Below are 14,722 nucleotides of genomic sequence, written 5' to 3'. Positions count from 1 at the left end.
ATCCGTGGATTAGACCTCTGCGGTACCCCGTTTACCGTGAGTGGCAGTTCCTCTTGGCATTCTATGAAGAATGATTACTTGTACCATCCAGATCAAGTAATTGTTGAGGATGCCAATGACTGCAAGAAAGAAATGCATAGCAATGCATAGTATTTCAGGAACGGCATTAGACTATATTATAGCCGGTAGAATTCTCAATATAAATATTGGGTATGCTGTTGGCCACTCCATATGCATGGAATGCAGAATCATTCAGATATATGATCCGGAATAGGTTTTATCTTCATGATATTTATTCATTTTTACTTCGATAAATATAAATAATATTTTAAAGATAAAGTTTCATGAAGGTACGTTACATACGGTTGATAATTTCCATCGCCGTTCTTGTGGTACTTCTCTTTGCAAGTTTTTCATCTATAGGCCCACTTCCTCCACTATCCAAGATCCTGAATCCATCCTCAGGGGTATTCTCTCCTCCGCCATACTTCTACACCCCTGGAAGCCAGAAGGTGATCGTCAAATTCTCCAACGTCTCCGCCGATGTTATCGTGTACAGGCAGAGTGACGGCTTCATAGGCATAGCAAGCAACAATACAGAGGCCGTTTACTATGAACAGGGTTATCTTGAGGCAGAGTATCGGCTTGCACAACTAGATTTCCTCAAGCGCACGGCGCTCGGTAATCTATCGGCAATAGCCGGCCCATCGACGCTGCAGACCGATATCTTCATGCGCGAGATCCAGCTTTACAATACCGCTGTGCTGGAGAGGCAGAACCTCGACGCAAATAATCTGACGTATATCTATCTCAGATCCTTCGTGGCGGGCATAAATGCATACATAGGAAACCTGACTTATGCGAGGTTACCCCTCCTGTTCAAGATACTGAACGCAAAGCCGCACGCTTGGAACGTCACAGACGTACTTGCGGTTCAGCAGCTGTTCCTGTGGGAGAACAGTGCCGGTGGCCTGGATCCCATATACTTCAACTTCGCACTGCAGAAGATGCCGGAATCCGTCATAAAGGCCATATACCCGGCGTATCCAGCTGGGATACAGCACCCCATAGTCCCGTACTCGCTCAACCCATCCATATACAGCGAACAGGGCGACATCAGGGATCTCAACCTCTACGTCCCATACGTCAATCTATCCGATCCGGAATACGCAACCGTCAATGCCTTCTACACCAGCGCAATGACCGGCCTGGCGAAGGCGTCCATGTTATTCACAGGCATCTCGGATGCCTATGATATAAAGATGAACTACACGGTATTTCATGATTTCGGCAGCAACGACTGGGCTGTGAACGGCATAAAGACATCTAACACTTCGGCCATGCTCGCTAACGATCCGCACCTGACCACAAGCGTACCATCGATATGGATGGGTTTCCAGCTCGTTGCACCAGGCATGAACGTCATAGGCGTCACATTTCCCGGCTTCCCAGGCGTTATACTGGGGCACAACCCGTACATAGCATGGGGCGCCACCAACGGGCAGATACAGGAGACGTATTTCTATGCCGAACAGACCTCACCATCGCATCCAGGGGATTACTACTTCAACGGTTCCTGGGTACCCTTCCAGGTGGAGAATGAAACCATACTGGTGAAGGGAGAGAAAGCAGTTAGCATCCATATATACCGCGCGGTAAACGGTGTTGTCATAAACAACAGCCTGGGCGTTCCCATAGCTATGGACTGGACGGGTTACATACCGACCTATGAGATAACCTTCTTCCTGCATATCAACATGGCGCACAGCGTTATTCAGTTCGTCCAGAACCTGACAAGGTACTTCAAGATCGCTATACAGAACTGGGCGGTCGCTGACAGCTCCGGAAACATAGGGATATTCCCATACGGTCTCTATCCGGTCATAGCGAGGGGCAACCCGAGGGGCATACTGCCTGGGAACGGATCCTATGACTGGACAGGCTTCATTCCGCAGCAGTACCTTCCTGGCCTTTACGATCCATCCACAGGCTTCGTCTTCTCGGCGAACCAGATAACCGTTTCTCCAAACTACCCATATTACATAGGGTGGGATTATGAGTCCGGCTACCGTGCCGATCAGATATACACGATGATAAACGCGACATACGGTTTCAATTACGCGAAGATGGAGAAGATACAGCTCTGCGTGCATGACTTCACCACGGACATATTCTTCAAACCGCTATTGAATGCGCTGAACGAATCTGGGCTGAGCAATACGCCGGAATACTCGGCTCTGAAGTCATGGAACGGGAACATGGACATCAACTCGACGGCCGCAACCATATACTACTTCTTCATCAGGGACTTTGTCAGCAGCGTGTTTGAGCCATGGCTTTCATATTATGGAATAAACGGCACATACGGCCTGGGCCAGACCGCATTCTTCCTAGGATCTGATGACTACTACCACGGCCCGCTCATAGAGGATCTCGTCAACTGGACGATAAGCGATTATAACTCATCATTCTTCAGCAATCCTGTATCCGGCGCAAAGGGAAATGAAACCACAGCAATGCTTGGAGCATACGCGATGGCGATAAACCAGATAACGAAGGACTACGGTCCATACTCGTCCTCATGGCAGTGGGGCAATGTGCACAGGAGATACCTATCCAGCTTCTTCGGGATCTCTGCGATGAATACGCAGGCGGTTCCAGCTGCCGGCGACGGGAACACAATCAATGCAGCCTATGGCACGATATCCGATTTCGGGCCCTCATGGAGGATGATAGTCAACATGAGCGATCCGCTGTCAGGCATAGGCATATATCCTGGCGGAATATCGGAGAATCCCCTATCACCGTATTACGATAATACGTTCATTGACTGGAACGATGGGATCTACTTCACCCTCATAAATGCAAGCGCGCCGGCTCAGTTCTTCTACCTGTACTATGGAGGTGATCTGCTGTGATGGCGCAGAAATACCATAGCACCGGCCTGATCATATCTGCGATCATCGTATTCTTCTTCTCGGCGATACTGTCATACATCGGCTACTGGTATCTTATCATAATTCCGGCTGTGCTGGCAGGCTTATTCGTTTTCAGGATGCGGAGCATCGCATTATCAGCGATCGCTTCGCCAGTCGGTGTTTTTGCCGCCATGTCTTCAGATTTCTCATACCGCATATCACAGTCGGCTCTCTTTTCATCCATAGCTGGAATCCCGGGAGGGCCAGCTCTTCCGATTATGATCCTAATCGTTCTGTCATACCTCTTCGCGTTAATTCCCATGGCCATAGCTTCTTCCTTTGTACCTGAAAAGATTCAATGACAAAACTATTTATAATATTCAGCAATCCTTAATTTATAATGACTATTGATTACTCACGCAAGTACTTCGTATTATCCATAACAACGCTGGGTTCGCTCATGGCAGCCATAGACTCCACCATAGTCTTTCTTGCGTTGCCGGCCATGGGCCACTACTTCGCATCATCCGTATCATATCTCACCTGGATCGTCGTCGCCTACATAATAAGCGCAACGATCTTCATGATACCCAGCGCAGACATAATGCGGAAGATCGGTAAGAAACAACTTTATCTGGCAGGATTCCTGATCTTTGCGTTCTCGTCCCTGGTCATAGCCTTATCGAACAGCATATTCATGGCCGTAGTCTTCAGGTTCGTTGAGGGCATAGGCGCTGGTTTCCTCAGCGCAGTGGGTATTCCCATACTTCTGGACGCGTTCCCGCCTCAGGAGAGGGGCCGTGCAGTTGGTATAAACTCGATATCATGGGCCATCGGAACGCTGATCGGGCCAGTGCTGGGAGGATACCTCGTTCTATACGATTGGAGGTACGTGTTCCTGATAAATGTGCCCATAGGAATCATCGCCGCAGTACTCGGCATGGTCAGGATACCCAACTATCAGAGGGAGAATGCGGCAAAATACGATCCGATACCTCTCATCGGCCTCATAGCATTCCTCATTCCGCTCACGATCGGAATTTCATTCATAAACGTCTATTTCCTCATGGCCCCCGCCGTGCTATTCCCGTTCTTCTTAATGTCGCAGAGGAGAAATCCCATAATACCTTCGGTGCTGCTGAGGAACAGGAACTACGTCCGCGTATCCATATCATCCACATTGCAGGCCCTGTCCTTCTTCGGGGTGCTCTATGCTCTCAGTCTTTATCTTCAGATAACTAAGGGTATGTCGTCGCTGTCTGCATCGCTGTACCTCTTCACCTATCCTCTTGCGTCCATGATCGCAAATCCCGTCAGCGGGTTCATCTTCGACAGGACGGGAAAGGGTGCTCAGCTTCTCGTCATAGGACTGGTCATGCAGGCCTTCGGCATATTCATGGTTGCCTACACGATGACGCTAATACCAGTTTATCTGTTCGTTGCTGGATTCGGTGGTTCGCTCTTCTGGGCGCCTTCAACGACCATGGTTGTTGACGCCGCCGGGCCGAAGTTCAGGGGCATAGCAAACAGTTCGCTATTCACGCTCAGGAACATGTCCCTTATACTGGGTATATCTGTCTTCCCGCTGTTTGTTTCGGCATTCTCGCACGTGAAGTCATCGTCGATCATCATAACGGCCTTCGGTTCAAACCTGACGGCGAGCACATCCTATTACCTCATGGCGGTGTCCATACTGTCTATCCTGGCGATGATACCGATAATGGGATTTCTTCGATCTAGGAATGATGAATCAGCGTTGAAAGCTGAAAATCCAACATAAACATATTAATTCTTTACGAAACGGATTGATCAATTTGTGAGATCTCATTAAGGGCATAGGGCCGGAAGCCTATTTTTTGAATAATAACGTCTAACTTTGAAGCTATGGTGTGATCATATTAAATTGATGATCAAACTGCAATTTGAGATCATACTTTTAGTCATTGTTTCTTAATCAGATTATCTATGAGGCATTAAGTATCCTGCTACAATAGAAACACGCCATATAATCTAAGCATGACAATAGAATTCAAATATGTCTTATATAGATATTATATTTCTTGCTATTCAATACAATTTGAATATATCAGTAGAAAATTTGGTTAGCATAAATATTATATTATTTGCAATACGCAGATAAAAAGTTATTCAGTTTTTATGCTCAATAAGATGGTAAGCGGTATCTGAGCAATTTAAATTTTCTGTGTGCTTAACAAACTTTTAAGACCTATAATTCTTGTGAGATCATCTGAAAGTATATAAGCGCTTGATCGTCCTACCCTGGAACTTTTAACTAGGCCATGATCTCTAAGTTCAGTTAATCTCATCTGAACGATGCGAAGCGATATCTTTCTTGATTCCTCTAAGGATACATGCAAATAATCTAATATCTTATTGCTAGTGGTTTTCCCCTCTGCTATTGCCTTCAATATTAATTTGTTTATATAATCCAGATTTACATAGAAAAAATAAGGTGTTAAATCTATAAACGAAAATATAGATATGTTGTTTTGACCTAATTTGATCAATGATGGATCACGCCTTTCTATTACATGTCCAATTTGAAGCGAATGGCGTTTAAATCCCCATAGAATGGCGGCCGATGCAAATACCGATGGACCAGCGCTAAGATTTACGAGGCACTCGTTTTGGATCCTATTCAGTTGCTCACTTATTTCCTTTATATCCCATATATTCTTTAATATCATGTCTTCGATTTCAAAAGTTTTCCAATGCTCTTTCAATTCTTTATCCAGATCATTTCTTATAGCTAGATATTTTGAATATTGACCCTCTTCCAGTTCTTCATTTTTACTATGCATCAGGTAAATTTTGCCGCCTCTGGTCGAATATATATTTCTAGCTTGTTCAAAAAATCCTAGTACGAGATGTTGTTGAAAACCTACGAATGAAACGATGGATATTTGATTCGACTGGTTAGACGAAGAAATTTTTTCGTTCATCTATATCGTAATTATTATATACAAATTGAGTGATAAACTTTACGATGAAATCCGCTATCATTAAGATAGAAAAATCAAGTGGAATGATGATCCCTTATGAGTACAATTATTATATCGCATTATCTATATACTCCAAGCTTAATCAATACCAAAATAAAATCAGGCCTCTTCATATCCCAGCAAGTTTCTCTGTTTTTACATTCAGTAATATAATTTCAAGGAAAGTATTAACTGGAATCAATGGACTTAAAATTGATAGGGGATTTATAATTTTCCGCACTCTAGACGATACACTGCTTGATTATCTTAAATTAGGTCTTGCGTTAGATCCGACGATTCGGATAACCGAGACAACTTTCTCTGTCAAATCTGTTAAGGAGATTAATTCCATATCATTTCCAGAAGAGGTTAAATTTAGAACACTGTCGCCAGCACTTGTGCGCGACTTCAAGAATGCAAAACTTTATGTGTCAGATCCACGCTATATAGAAGAAAATATCAATAATACAACTACTTGGTTTCTGAAGCATAAACTTGGAATTAGTAACCCTTCGCTAAGTATTGAAATAGAAACTTATGACAGGAAAACCGTACGCATTTCTTCCAATGCTGGGAAAAATTCTATTACTACAAGTTTCAATCTAACTGGAAGGTTAAGAGGCAATCCAGATGAAATATCCATGATCTATTATAGAGGAATTGGTTCAAAAACCGGTCTTGGCCTGGGATGTTGGGAGGTGAATAACGAATGAATGCCACGCAAATAAAGACAGATACGCAATATGAAAATAATGCTGTTCAAGCGGCTTATGAATGGTTTATTGAGAATTTAATTGCTAAAATATGGAATGAGCCAAAATGGCATAAAACGGCAAAAGGTGGCGAGTGGAAGGAAGCCTCACGGGATAGCTGGCAGAAAAAATATGATCTGCCATACATAGGTCATATACTTTCTGGTGCGCTCTGTTCGCTCAAAGTTTTGGATATTTTTTTGCAGAATGAGTCTTTAAATCCGGAATTATACAATACAATAAAGACGAAGGTCATTCAAAGCACTCTGACCAATGGGAAACAGGACACTGATGACTGGACAAGGCAGTTGGAATATAAGTTAAGGAGAAGTTTATTCGGATATCTATTTCACGATTATGTTAAGATCACCTTAGATAATTATAAAATGACAGATTCCAAAGATAATTTAGCAGCCTTAGTTCATGAATTCTTTGGAAAACTTCAGCAAGAACTTGATATTTCAGATCAAGATTTATACCAAATTGCTTTTTCAACAGAGGAAGATACAAAATTTAATGCACTTAATTCTAATATGAACATCAATCCGCTACTAATATTTGAAGAAAGTTTCTCGTCCTTAGCTGATAAAATATCTAGCAAGTTTTCAGATCCGTCTACATTTGATATTGTTAGATGGGCTAATAGCCTCACTTTCTGTAAAGAAAGCATTTTCAGGAATTTTAAATTATATAAAGTAAATTTTTCATCAACCTATTTTCTCGCAGTGACAGATCTCCTTAAAATGGAACTTATATCACGGATTAAATCTGCAGGAGCTTATTATCTATGGAGCACTCCTGACGGCATTTTTTACGTAGCTGATAAGCCTGTGTCATTTGATTTAGATTCAATTTCAAAATCATTGGTTGATATAATATCTACTAGACTAATAAAATTAGAAGATGGTATAGAGTTTACCGATCGCAGAATAAATATCCCCGGCAGATCTTTTGTTCCTATCACTAGTTTAACTTTAAAAAGGATCGCGGAAAATTCTAACAAAATAAGAGAAGCGCTTAAATCTAAGAATAGCAATGTTGATGAAAGAGACATTATAGAACTGGAAAAATATAAAAAGATCATTTGCAAAGAATTTGCTGGTGATCTTACTGTAAATTTAACGAAGAGAAGCGACAAACCATTAAATTATAGAGATATACTGATTGTTAGTGACAGCATTTCAGATGTGGAGAGAGTTGAACATGTATTACTTGTAAGAATCGTTCAACTTGTCGGATCGCAAGTAAACACTCCTGAGTTCAAAAAGGTAAAAGAAGTTTTGAATTATCTTACAGATAAAGACGGACATGAAAGCCCTGTAATTTCTGCTATTCTAAGACATACAAAGGAGATAAATCGAAAGAAGAATCCACTATTAGCGCCGCTTTTAGTAATTCTAAGCGATTCTGGAGGTAAAGCAGCAGCAGAAACCTTAGGCCTTGAACAGGAGGCAAGTACAATATCCGCGAGAATTGATTGGGAAATATTAGCAGATGAAGCCGCTCAGGCTATATCAGGAAATAAAGAAAACTCAGTGATAATGAACCATTTAAAACAGATTATCGCAACAATAATAAATCCATTAAACGTGGATATACCAAAGGTACCTGATAAAAAAGAGATGTCCATGATTGATGGATATCCAGGTAGAACCGAAGCTATAAAGGAAAATCTATACGGTCTAGGAACGAATGCAGTTTTTACAAATAGGATTGTAACAGCTTCAATCCCAAACGCTTTTGTTGATGAAAGGTATTTAATAGAATCATTTCTCAGAAAAAGTGTATCACTTGAACCAGAAAGAGCTGGATCTGTATTTGTTTTTTTGGATTTTCCAGGTCCGATACCATTTCTTGATCTTCATAAAATATTGAATTATTTGAAATCTAACGAAGAGGCTAGGGAAAAATGGGGCAGTCAGCTTGATGAAATATATATAGCGTTAGGCAATAGAAATGCAATTTTTAGGAAGGATACTTCTTATTTTATCCCTAGAAAACAACCAGAATCGACTGCAGAAGCAGTGATGCTTTATCAGGAGGTTTTGAACCTAGCTGCAAATACTCATCTAAGAGTGCAGGTTATTGATTCTCATTCTCCACCAGCATTACAACAAAAGGAGATATTCCAGTTCTCCATAAATCAATTTTCTTTGAAAGATTTAGGAATATCTCGTATCAGGTATAACAGAATAGAAGAGGTGCAAAAGTTCTTTCAGAACATTTCTATACTTGCAGACATCTCGAGAGGATCCAGGAAAAGGGAGGAACAAAGGGAGGAACAGATCTCAGAGATATTAAGAGAATTTTCAAGAGAGCCAATCAGTCTTTTTTCATTTTGCATGGATGCAGTAAGAGCTTCGGAGAGACAGGCAACGTCGAAGGGAACAGAAAAGTCTATCGTAAAAAAAATCAATTATATAAAAAGGAGCATGGAAATATATGTTTCAGATGGCTTTGGTGGAGTGAAAGGAGGTGTGAACATGGAAAATTTAAAAAAATTGGCTAAAATAGCAAGAGATCTATGGAAACCTGCAGACAACATGAGCGGTTCCCAGAGGTCATGGATGCTGCGGGAGAGCTTGGATGTACTGGAAAAAGTTCTGTCAGAGGGCAAAGGTGATTCTGTAAAGTTAGAAGAATACACTGAATTTATTGAAGGACATCTTTACAAAGGACTTGAGGCAGAAAGAGATAAAACAGATTCAAAACAAAGAGTAGTCATAGATGAAGAAAATATAAAGGAATTTTCTAAGACGTTGATCGAAATGATATCTAGGGATTTCAATGGCCGAATACCGTCCGGTACTATGAAGTCCTATCTTATAGATGCGTTTGAATTTGAATATATGTTTGGTAATTGAAAGGAGGTAGATTTGGAATGGAAGATATATCTGAGGCAATTGAAAGAGGTTTGCTAGTAAGATCGGTACAGGATCTGGATTTGAGAAAGAACACTGGTTTGTTTATCAAGGTTGCAATTCTGTCAGAAACAAAGTCATTCTTTATATGCAGGAACAATGAACCAACTGAAACAACAGCCGAAACTTTTCATAATTACGATAGAGTAGTTGTTCCAGGGCCTAAGTGGAGAGGTGCAGAGAGAGCAACTGCATTAACAATGTTTAGATGGGCAGACGCAATAAACCAAGAATATAATCGAAATGCGGTAACTCGGAAAATATTACTCAAAAATCCCGTAAGTCTGATATATGGTGACTCCAGTACAGGATCTGAAAGAGAAGCTGCATCTATCGCATCTAGGTGTTATTATGACTGGTCATACAGCTATGAGCCACTTGGCGCAGTGACTGAGAGATTCATACACAATTCTTTGTCAGATACAGGAACCATCCTGATGGACAAAGAAGGCAAGGTTCAAAGAAATGCAATTTACAATGTTCAATACATAAAACCGGGCGTAAAATTTGTCAGATTCATATCATTGGAGAATGCTTCGTTGGACATTCTGAAAGTTGTAATTGCGGCTACTATCAGAACAACGAGATATGGTGCAAGGACATCAATTCTTGGTGATAACATGCAGAATACTATACTGGCAATAGGATTTTCAAAGGGAGATAGGAGTATAACATCCTATTCAGTTATGGAAGAAGCATGGAATAGTGACTCATGGGAGCCAGAAAAGCTTATAATTGAACAAATGAAAAGTAGCTATGGTAATGATTTCCTAACAGGTAATGCTTTGGAGAGTTTTCTAAACGAAGTCAAATCCCTTTCATCTAACAGAGAAGAGATGCGAACTTTGTCTTCTCAATTTGTTTCCAAAATGGAGCAAGACTGGTCAGATTTTTGGAAGGTGTAAAACCGATGAGGGTAAGAGGAATAAAACTTACAGCCATAGAACCAATAAATTATTATTATCAACCAAGTGGAAGAGGAAACAGATCATCTCAATTTATCGGAGATATTGCACTTAAATATGCTATGCTACATCAACTTGGTATTGATAATATTCCTTTTACAAACAGGTTCAAGCCAGAATATGAGGAACTTAAAAGATACAATTTTTGGTTTTCAGTAGCAGTACCTGGTTTTATGGCAGGATTGGATGAGGGGAATATAGAGCTATTTAAACCATTGATAAGAAACACGTTGCAGGGCATAGATTACAATGGCTCAAATGTGCATCCTGCTATTAAGGTGGGTCAGGTTATGTATAAAAATTTTTACTTTCAGCAGCCAATAAAACCCGGAAGCAAATTTTATGCCATAATTTTAGACGACGGAAAATGGCCATTGCCACAAGTGCTTCGGGTTGGGACCGGTAAGACCGGTGTACTAAAAATTGAAGAAATTGAACCTGAGGGAATAAAAATTTATATTAATTTATACACTTTACGGAACATTATTTCGCTTGATATAAATAAATTACAAAATATCAAAATGGAATTTTCTGAGCACGTTGTGCTTCAGTATTTCATCGCTGGGCCTATTAATATTGAACAGTTTATATCTCTTTATTTGGAGGCGCTGAATGGTCTGTAGATTAATAAAGGCTCCTGAAGAATATGTTGATCGTTCATTTCAAGAAATACTTGCTGGATTTTTATCCTCTGATAAAAATGTCATGATTTTAGAAGCTCCAACAGGTGCGGGGAAAACGACAGCATTTTCTAGGCTTTTTAATGACAGATTTAAAACAATTGTGGTGATGCCAAATAATGTTTTGATAGATCAAAATTATACCGCCTTTAGTTCAACGATTCCAGGTGTATCTGAAATAACTGGTTCCAGTCTGCAAGAAGAGATGAATAAATACAATCAGAAAAAAGATGTATTAATATCAAAAATCATTGGCCAGAGTTCCATAATATTTACTAACCCCACGCTTCTTTTCTATATTCTTCTCAATTTTTATAAGATTCCTCATTCTAGATCAGATCAGGTTTCGGACTTGGTTTTAGAGGGAGTAAGATGTGTAGTTCTAGATGAATTCCATGTTTATAGTATCGATCAGAAATACAGATTGATTGCGCTACTTTCATTATTTAGAAAGAAGATCAAATTTATCATAAGCTCTGCGACTCTCGATGAAGGCCTAGTTGCATTGCTTAAGAATATTCTTAACGAAAATGAGTTGCAGATAGTTGAAGTGCAGAAAAGCGGAAGAGATCTTATCAGAGGCCCGGTTGAATATGATTTACATTCAGAAACGGCTCTAGATGTGATAAGAGAGCATATTAAGGATCTGAAGGACGGAAAGTGGTTCCTTATTCTGGATAGTATAAGAGAATGTCATGAAGTAAAGGACTTAATGTGCAGTAACGGGATAAATGGTCAAGATATATGTCTTCTAAATAGGCTTGATCTATCGAAATATGAATCTAAGGATACAGCGTTGAAAGACTGTTTTGAGCATAGAATTGTTATAGCATCTAATATTGTGGAACAGGGATATAATCCACCAAAAGAGTTTACAAATTTCATTATAGATAGGGGATACTATGGTCACAATTTAAGACAAAGGGCTGGAAGAATAGGCCGAGGAATAAATTTCACCAGTCGTTTAATAATTAGCATTGGAGACCCAGCATTGATATCCAGAGTATGGTCAAGAATAGAATCAGGTGAGAATTTAATTGAAAGGCTATCTGAAGAGATAGGTGAACAACACGGAGTAATGAAACCATATATTGTGGGTGTATATGCAGGTTTTTTAAATGAATTTTTTACACCTGATGCGAGGAGAATATTGTTATCTGAAGCTGTGAAAACACAAAAAAGCGAATACATTTCAGGTATGAAAAGAGTTATCTCCATTTTTGAGGCACTATCAAAGTTGAATTTAACTGATATACCTAAGAATTGCGATGGGCTTCAATATTTCGTAAAATGGTTTAATGATTATAAGGAAACGTTTAGACATTTTATTGGAGATAGGGAGGATGCCACCTTTTTAATGGAAGAGGATAATAGCGAAGATCAGAAAATAGAGCAATTTAACTACGATGCAATATGGCTTATTCAGAACACCGATTATACCAATGTTGATGGAATAATAAAGGTGAACGGTTTCAAAAATAAACCAGATAATAACTTTGATATATATGTCGTAGGGTTTCCGTATGTAACTGAAGGAACGAAAAAGGTAAGAATTTCCTTTACGCGCTTATATCACAGAGAAAAGCAAGAAATCGAAAAAAGATTGAATAATTGTATTGAAGAATATCTCAAATTCTGCCCGCTGTTAGACTATGATACTGCGAAAGAGTTGAAGAATATAGTATCGCTAACAGCTTATCCTGAACGGTTAAAGTTGCTGGTGGAGATTTAGGGGGTGTTTATGAGGCCTGAAGAATATAGGGGGACGGATGTGAGTTATTCTCAGATATGTGATAGAAGACTTTGGTTATCGCTGCATAATATATATATTTCAGATGGAAATGAATTCATAAAGGAAGGAAAGTATCTTTCTGAAGTAAGAAAGCATCCCGGGTACAGAAGCGTCAGAATTGGTTCTAATGTTATTGATAACCTTGAAATTATGTCAGACGGCTCTATGATTGTGCACGAATATAAGCGTGGGAGAAGAGCCTTAAAGGCTGATCTCCTTCAAGTAGCTCATTATCTTAACTGTTTATTGGAGATATATGGAAAAGAGGCAACAGGAGTTCTTCATCTCTCAGGTTCTAGGAAGACAGTAACAATAAGCTTGAATGATTATCTGGACGATCTTGATAGGGCATATTTGCTGATAGATACAATGAGGTCAGCAGAAATACCAAAAGCAAGAAGAAACCCGTTCTGTAGGCGTGGTTGCAGTTTTGTGGAATTTTGTTGGGGATGAATTATGAGACCATACTATTTGAACTCAAATGGTATCCTTTCAAGGAAAGACGAAAGCCTGACACTAAAGAGCAAGGATGGAGAATCTGAAATACCATTAAATGATGTCGACTCAATAATCGTATTGGGGAATATTACAATTACAAAACCAGCTATCCAGTTGTTATCAAAAACATCTATACCGGTTTTCATTATGTCCATGTCGGGAAGATATATTTCCAGCATCCTGCCAGAGAATTATCTAATAAGTGGAAAAGTCAGGATCATGCAGTTCTCGAAATTCATTGATGAGAATTCTAGAATGTTTCTTGCCAGGGCATTCGTCATTGGTGCGGCTAGAAATTATAACATCACATTGAAAAGGCATAGGGCAAATAAAATTAAAATAAATTATCAAGATATAATATCAGCAAGAAATATACAGAGTTTAATGGGTGTAGAAGGAAATATAGCAGATTCATATTTTGATGCATTAGATACTATTTTACCCGATTACTTTAAGATAGGAATAAGGACTAGAAGACCTCCGCTTTCATTTGGGAACGCGCTCATTAGTTTTATTAATTCATTGATATATTCCACAGTTGCCTCTGAGATTTTTTGTACTCACTTAGATCCTACTGTAAGTTTTTTACATGAGCCGTCATCTGCAAGGAATAGCCTAGCATTAGATGTATCTGAGATTTTTAAACCTATATTTGGGCATTCGGTTATAATTTCAATGATAAAGAGAAAGGAAATTAAACCAGAGATGCATTTTATATCAGACGAAGGAGTTTTTCTCAATGAAAGTGGGAGAAGATTAGTTTTAAACCGCTTTAGTGAAGAATTAGAGAAAACTGTCTATTCCAAGGCTTTATCAAGATATATATCAAATAAGCATCTTATTAGGCTTGAATTATATAAACTAGAAAGATTTATAATGGAAGGGGAATATTACAAGCCATATACCCCGAGGAGGTAATATGTTTGTAATCTTAGTATATGATGTGAATTCAGAAAAAGATGTATTGATTTCAAAAATATGTAAACCATATCTTATACATATTCAAAATTCTGTTTTTATTGGGGATATTACGCTTGGAAACCTTAGGATTCTTTTAGATAAACTCAAAAAATACATAAATTATGGAAACGAAGTACTTGACGTGTTCATTTTAAGGAGTAAAAAAACTATGAAACGGATTACTATAGGTGATAGCAAGATCAAATATGAAAATATTATATAAAAGTATGATTT

Annotated in this window: 12 protein-coding genes; 11 read left to right on the top strand and 1 reads right to left on the bottom strand. The window is 39.3% G+C overall.

The annotated features are described in order from the left end of the window. Positions 1-344 precede the first annotated feature (344 nt). From DMB44_RS08630 to DMB44_RS08620, 3 genes are read left to right on the top strand one after another with little or no spacing between them, the layout of a single operon-like run. Positions 345-2,918 carry a penicillin acylase family protein gene (locus DMB44_RS08630; RefSeq protein ID WP_110642778.1) on the top strand — a complete coding sequence of 858 codons (2,574 nt, stop codon included), beginning with the start codon at positions 345-347 and terminating at the stop codon, positions 2,916-2,918. Next, positions 2,915-3,280, top strand: coding sequence for a hypothetical protein (locus tag DMB44_RS08625; RefSeq protein WP_153280208.1), 366 nt, complete (start codon positions 2,915-2,917; stop codon positions 3,278-3,280). Before DMB44_RS08630 ends, DMB44_RS08625 begins: the two co-directional genes overlap by 4 nt. A 38-nt stretch (positions 3,281-3,318) precedes the next feature. After that, positions 3,319-4,698, top strand: coding sequence for an MFS transporter (locus tag DMB44_RS08620; protein WP_110642774.1), 1,380 nt, complete (start codon positions 3,319-3,321; stop codon positions 4,696-4,698). A 412-nt stretch (positions 4,699-5,110) separates the two neighbouring features. Here DMB44_RS08620 and DMB44_RS08615 read toward each other — a convergent pair whose 3' ends face one another. After that, positions 5,111-5,740 (bottom strand): hypothetical protein, encoded by a 630-nt coding sequence (locus tag DMB44_RS08615; RefSeq protein WP_153280207.1) that lies wholly within the window; start codon positions 5,738-5,740, stop codon positions 5,111-5,113. 185 nt (positions 5,741-5,925) lie between these two features. Between DMB44_RS08615 and cas6 the strand changes: the two genes are divergently transcribed. The 8 genes from cas6 to cas2 are packed head-to-tail and all read left to right on the top strand — an operon-like array spanning position 5,926 to position 14,711. Beyond that, a complete protein-coding gene (gene cas6, locus DMB44_RS08610; protein ID WP_110642770.1) occupies positions 5,926-6,633 on the top strand; it encodes a CRISPR-associated endoribonuclease Cas6 in 708 nt (235 codons plus the stop codon). Continuing rightward, positions 6,630-9,536 (top strand): hypothetical protein, encoded by a 2,907-nt coding sequence (locus DMB44_RS08605; protein ID WP_110642768.1) that lies wholly within the window; start codon positions 6,630-6,632, stop codon positions 9,534-9,536. Before cas6 ends, DMB44_RS08605 begins: the two co-directional genes overlap by 4 nt. 17 nt (positions 9,537-9,553) lie before the next feature. After that, positions 9,554-10,498, top strand: coding sequence for a type I-D CRISPR-associated protein Cas7/Csc2 (gene cas7d, locus DMB44_RS08600; protein WP_153280206.1), 945 nt, complete (start codon positions 9,554-9,556; stop codon positions 10,496-10,498). Between the two features lie 5 nt (positions 10,499-10,503). Next, on the top strand, positions 10,504-11,181 hold the full coding sequence (gene cas5d / locus DMB44_RS08595; RefSeq protein WP_153280205.1) for a type I-D CRISPR-associated protein Cas5/Csc1: 678 nt from the start codon (positions 10,504-10,506) through the stop codon (positions 11,179-11,181). Continuing rightward, positions 11,171-12,970, top strand: a complete 1,800-nt coding sequence (gene cas3, locus DMB44_RS08590) for a type I-D CRISPR-associated helicase Cas3' (RefSeq protein WP_110642763.1) — start codon at positions 11,171-11,173, stop codon at positions 12,968-12,970. The genes cas5d and cas3 overlap by 11 nt, the downstream gene beginning before the upstream one ends. Before the next feature lie 9 nt (positions 12,971-12,979). Continuing rightward, positions 12,980-13,483, top strand: a complete 504-nt coding sequence (locus tag DMB44_RS08585) for a Dna2/Cas4 domain-containing protein (protein WP_110642761.1) — start codon at positions 12,980-12,982, stop codon at positions 13,481-13,483. 3 nt (positions 13,484-13,486) lie between these two features. Beyond that, positions 13,487-14,446: a type I-B CRISPR-associated endonuclease Cas1b gene (cas1b, locus tag DMB44_RS08580; protein ID WP_110642759.1), complete on the top strand. Its 960-nt coding sequence runs from the start codon at positions 13,487-13,489 to the stop codon at positions 14,444-14,446. A 1-nt stretch (position 14,447) separates the two neighbouring features. Beyond that, complete coding sequence (cas2, locus tag DMB44_RS08575; protein ID WP_110642756.1) at positions 14,448-14,711, top strand: CRISPR-associated endonuclease Cas2; 264 nt, start codon at positions 14,448-14,450, stop codon at positions 14,709-14,711. Positions 14,712-14,722 lie beyond the last annotated feature (11 nt).

It is taken from the genome of Thermoplasma sp. Kam2015, assembly GCF_003205235.1.
Classification (GTDB): Archaea; Thermoplasmatota; Thermoplasmata; order Thermoplasmatales; family Thermoplasmataceae; genus Thermoplasma.
This window is presented reverse-complemented; position numbering and strand designations above follow the sequence as displayed.

Bases quoted from the DNA above. Each gene is read 5' to 3' on its own strand.
- cas7d (WP_153280206.1), top strand. From the start codon at position 9,554: ATGGAAGATATATCTGAGGCAATTGAAAGAGGTTTGCTAGTAAGATCG.
- cas2 (WP_110642756.1), top strand. From the start codon at position 14,448: ATGTTTGTAATCTTAGTATATGATGTGAATTCAGAAAAAGATGTATTG.
- cas6 (WP_110642770.1), top strand. From the start codon at position 5,926: ATGAAATCCGCTATCATTAAGATAGAAAAATCAAGTGGAATGATGATC.
- DMB44_RS08620 (WP_110642774.1), top strand. From the start codon at position 3,319: ATGACTATTGATTACTCACGCAAGTACTTCGTATTATCCATAACAACG.
- DMB44_RS08615 (WP_153280207.1), bottom strand. From the start codon at position 5,740: ATGCATAGTAAAAATGAAGAACTGGAAGAGGGTCAATATTCAAAATAT.
- cas3 (WP_110642763.1), top strand. From the start codon at position 11,171: ATGGTCTGTAGATTAATAAAGGCTCCTGAAGAATATGTTGATCGTTCA.
- DMB44_RS08630 (WP_110642778.1), top strand. From the start codon at position 345: ATGAAGGTACGTTACATACGGTTGATAATTTCCATCGCCGTTCTTGTG.
- DMB44_RS08605 (WP_110642768.1), top strand. From the start codon at position 6,630: ATGAATGCCACGCAAATAAAGACAGATACGCAATATGAAAATAATGCT.
- cas5d (WP_153280205.1), top strand. From the start codon at position 10,504: ATGAGGGTAAGAGGAATAAAACTTACAGCCATAGAACCAATAAATTAT.
- cas1b (WP_110642759.1), top strand. From the start codon at position 13,487: ATGAGACCATACTATTTGAACTCAAATGGTATCCTTTCAAGGAAAGAC.
- DMB44_RS08585 (WP_110642761.1), top strand. From the start codon at position 12,980: ATGAGGCCTGAAGAATATAGGGGGACGGATGTGAGTTATTCTCAGATA.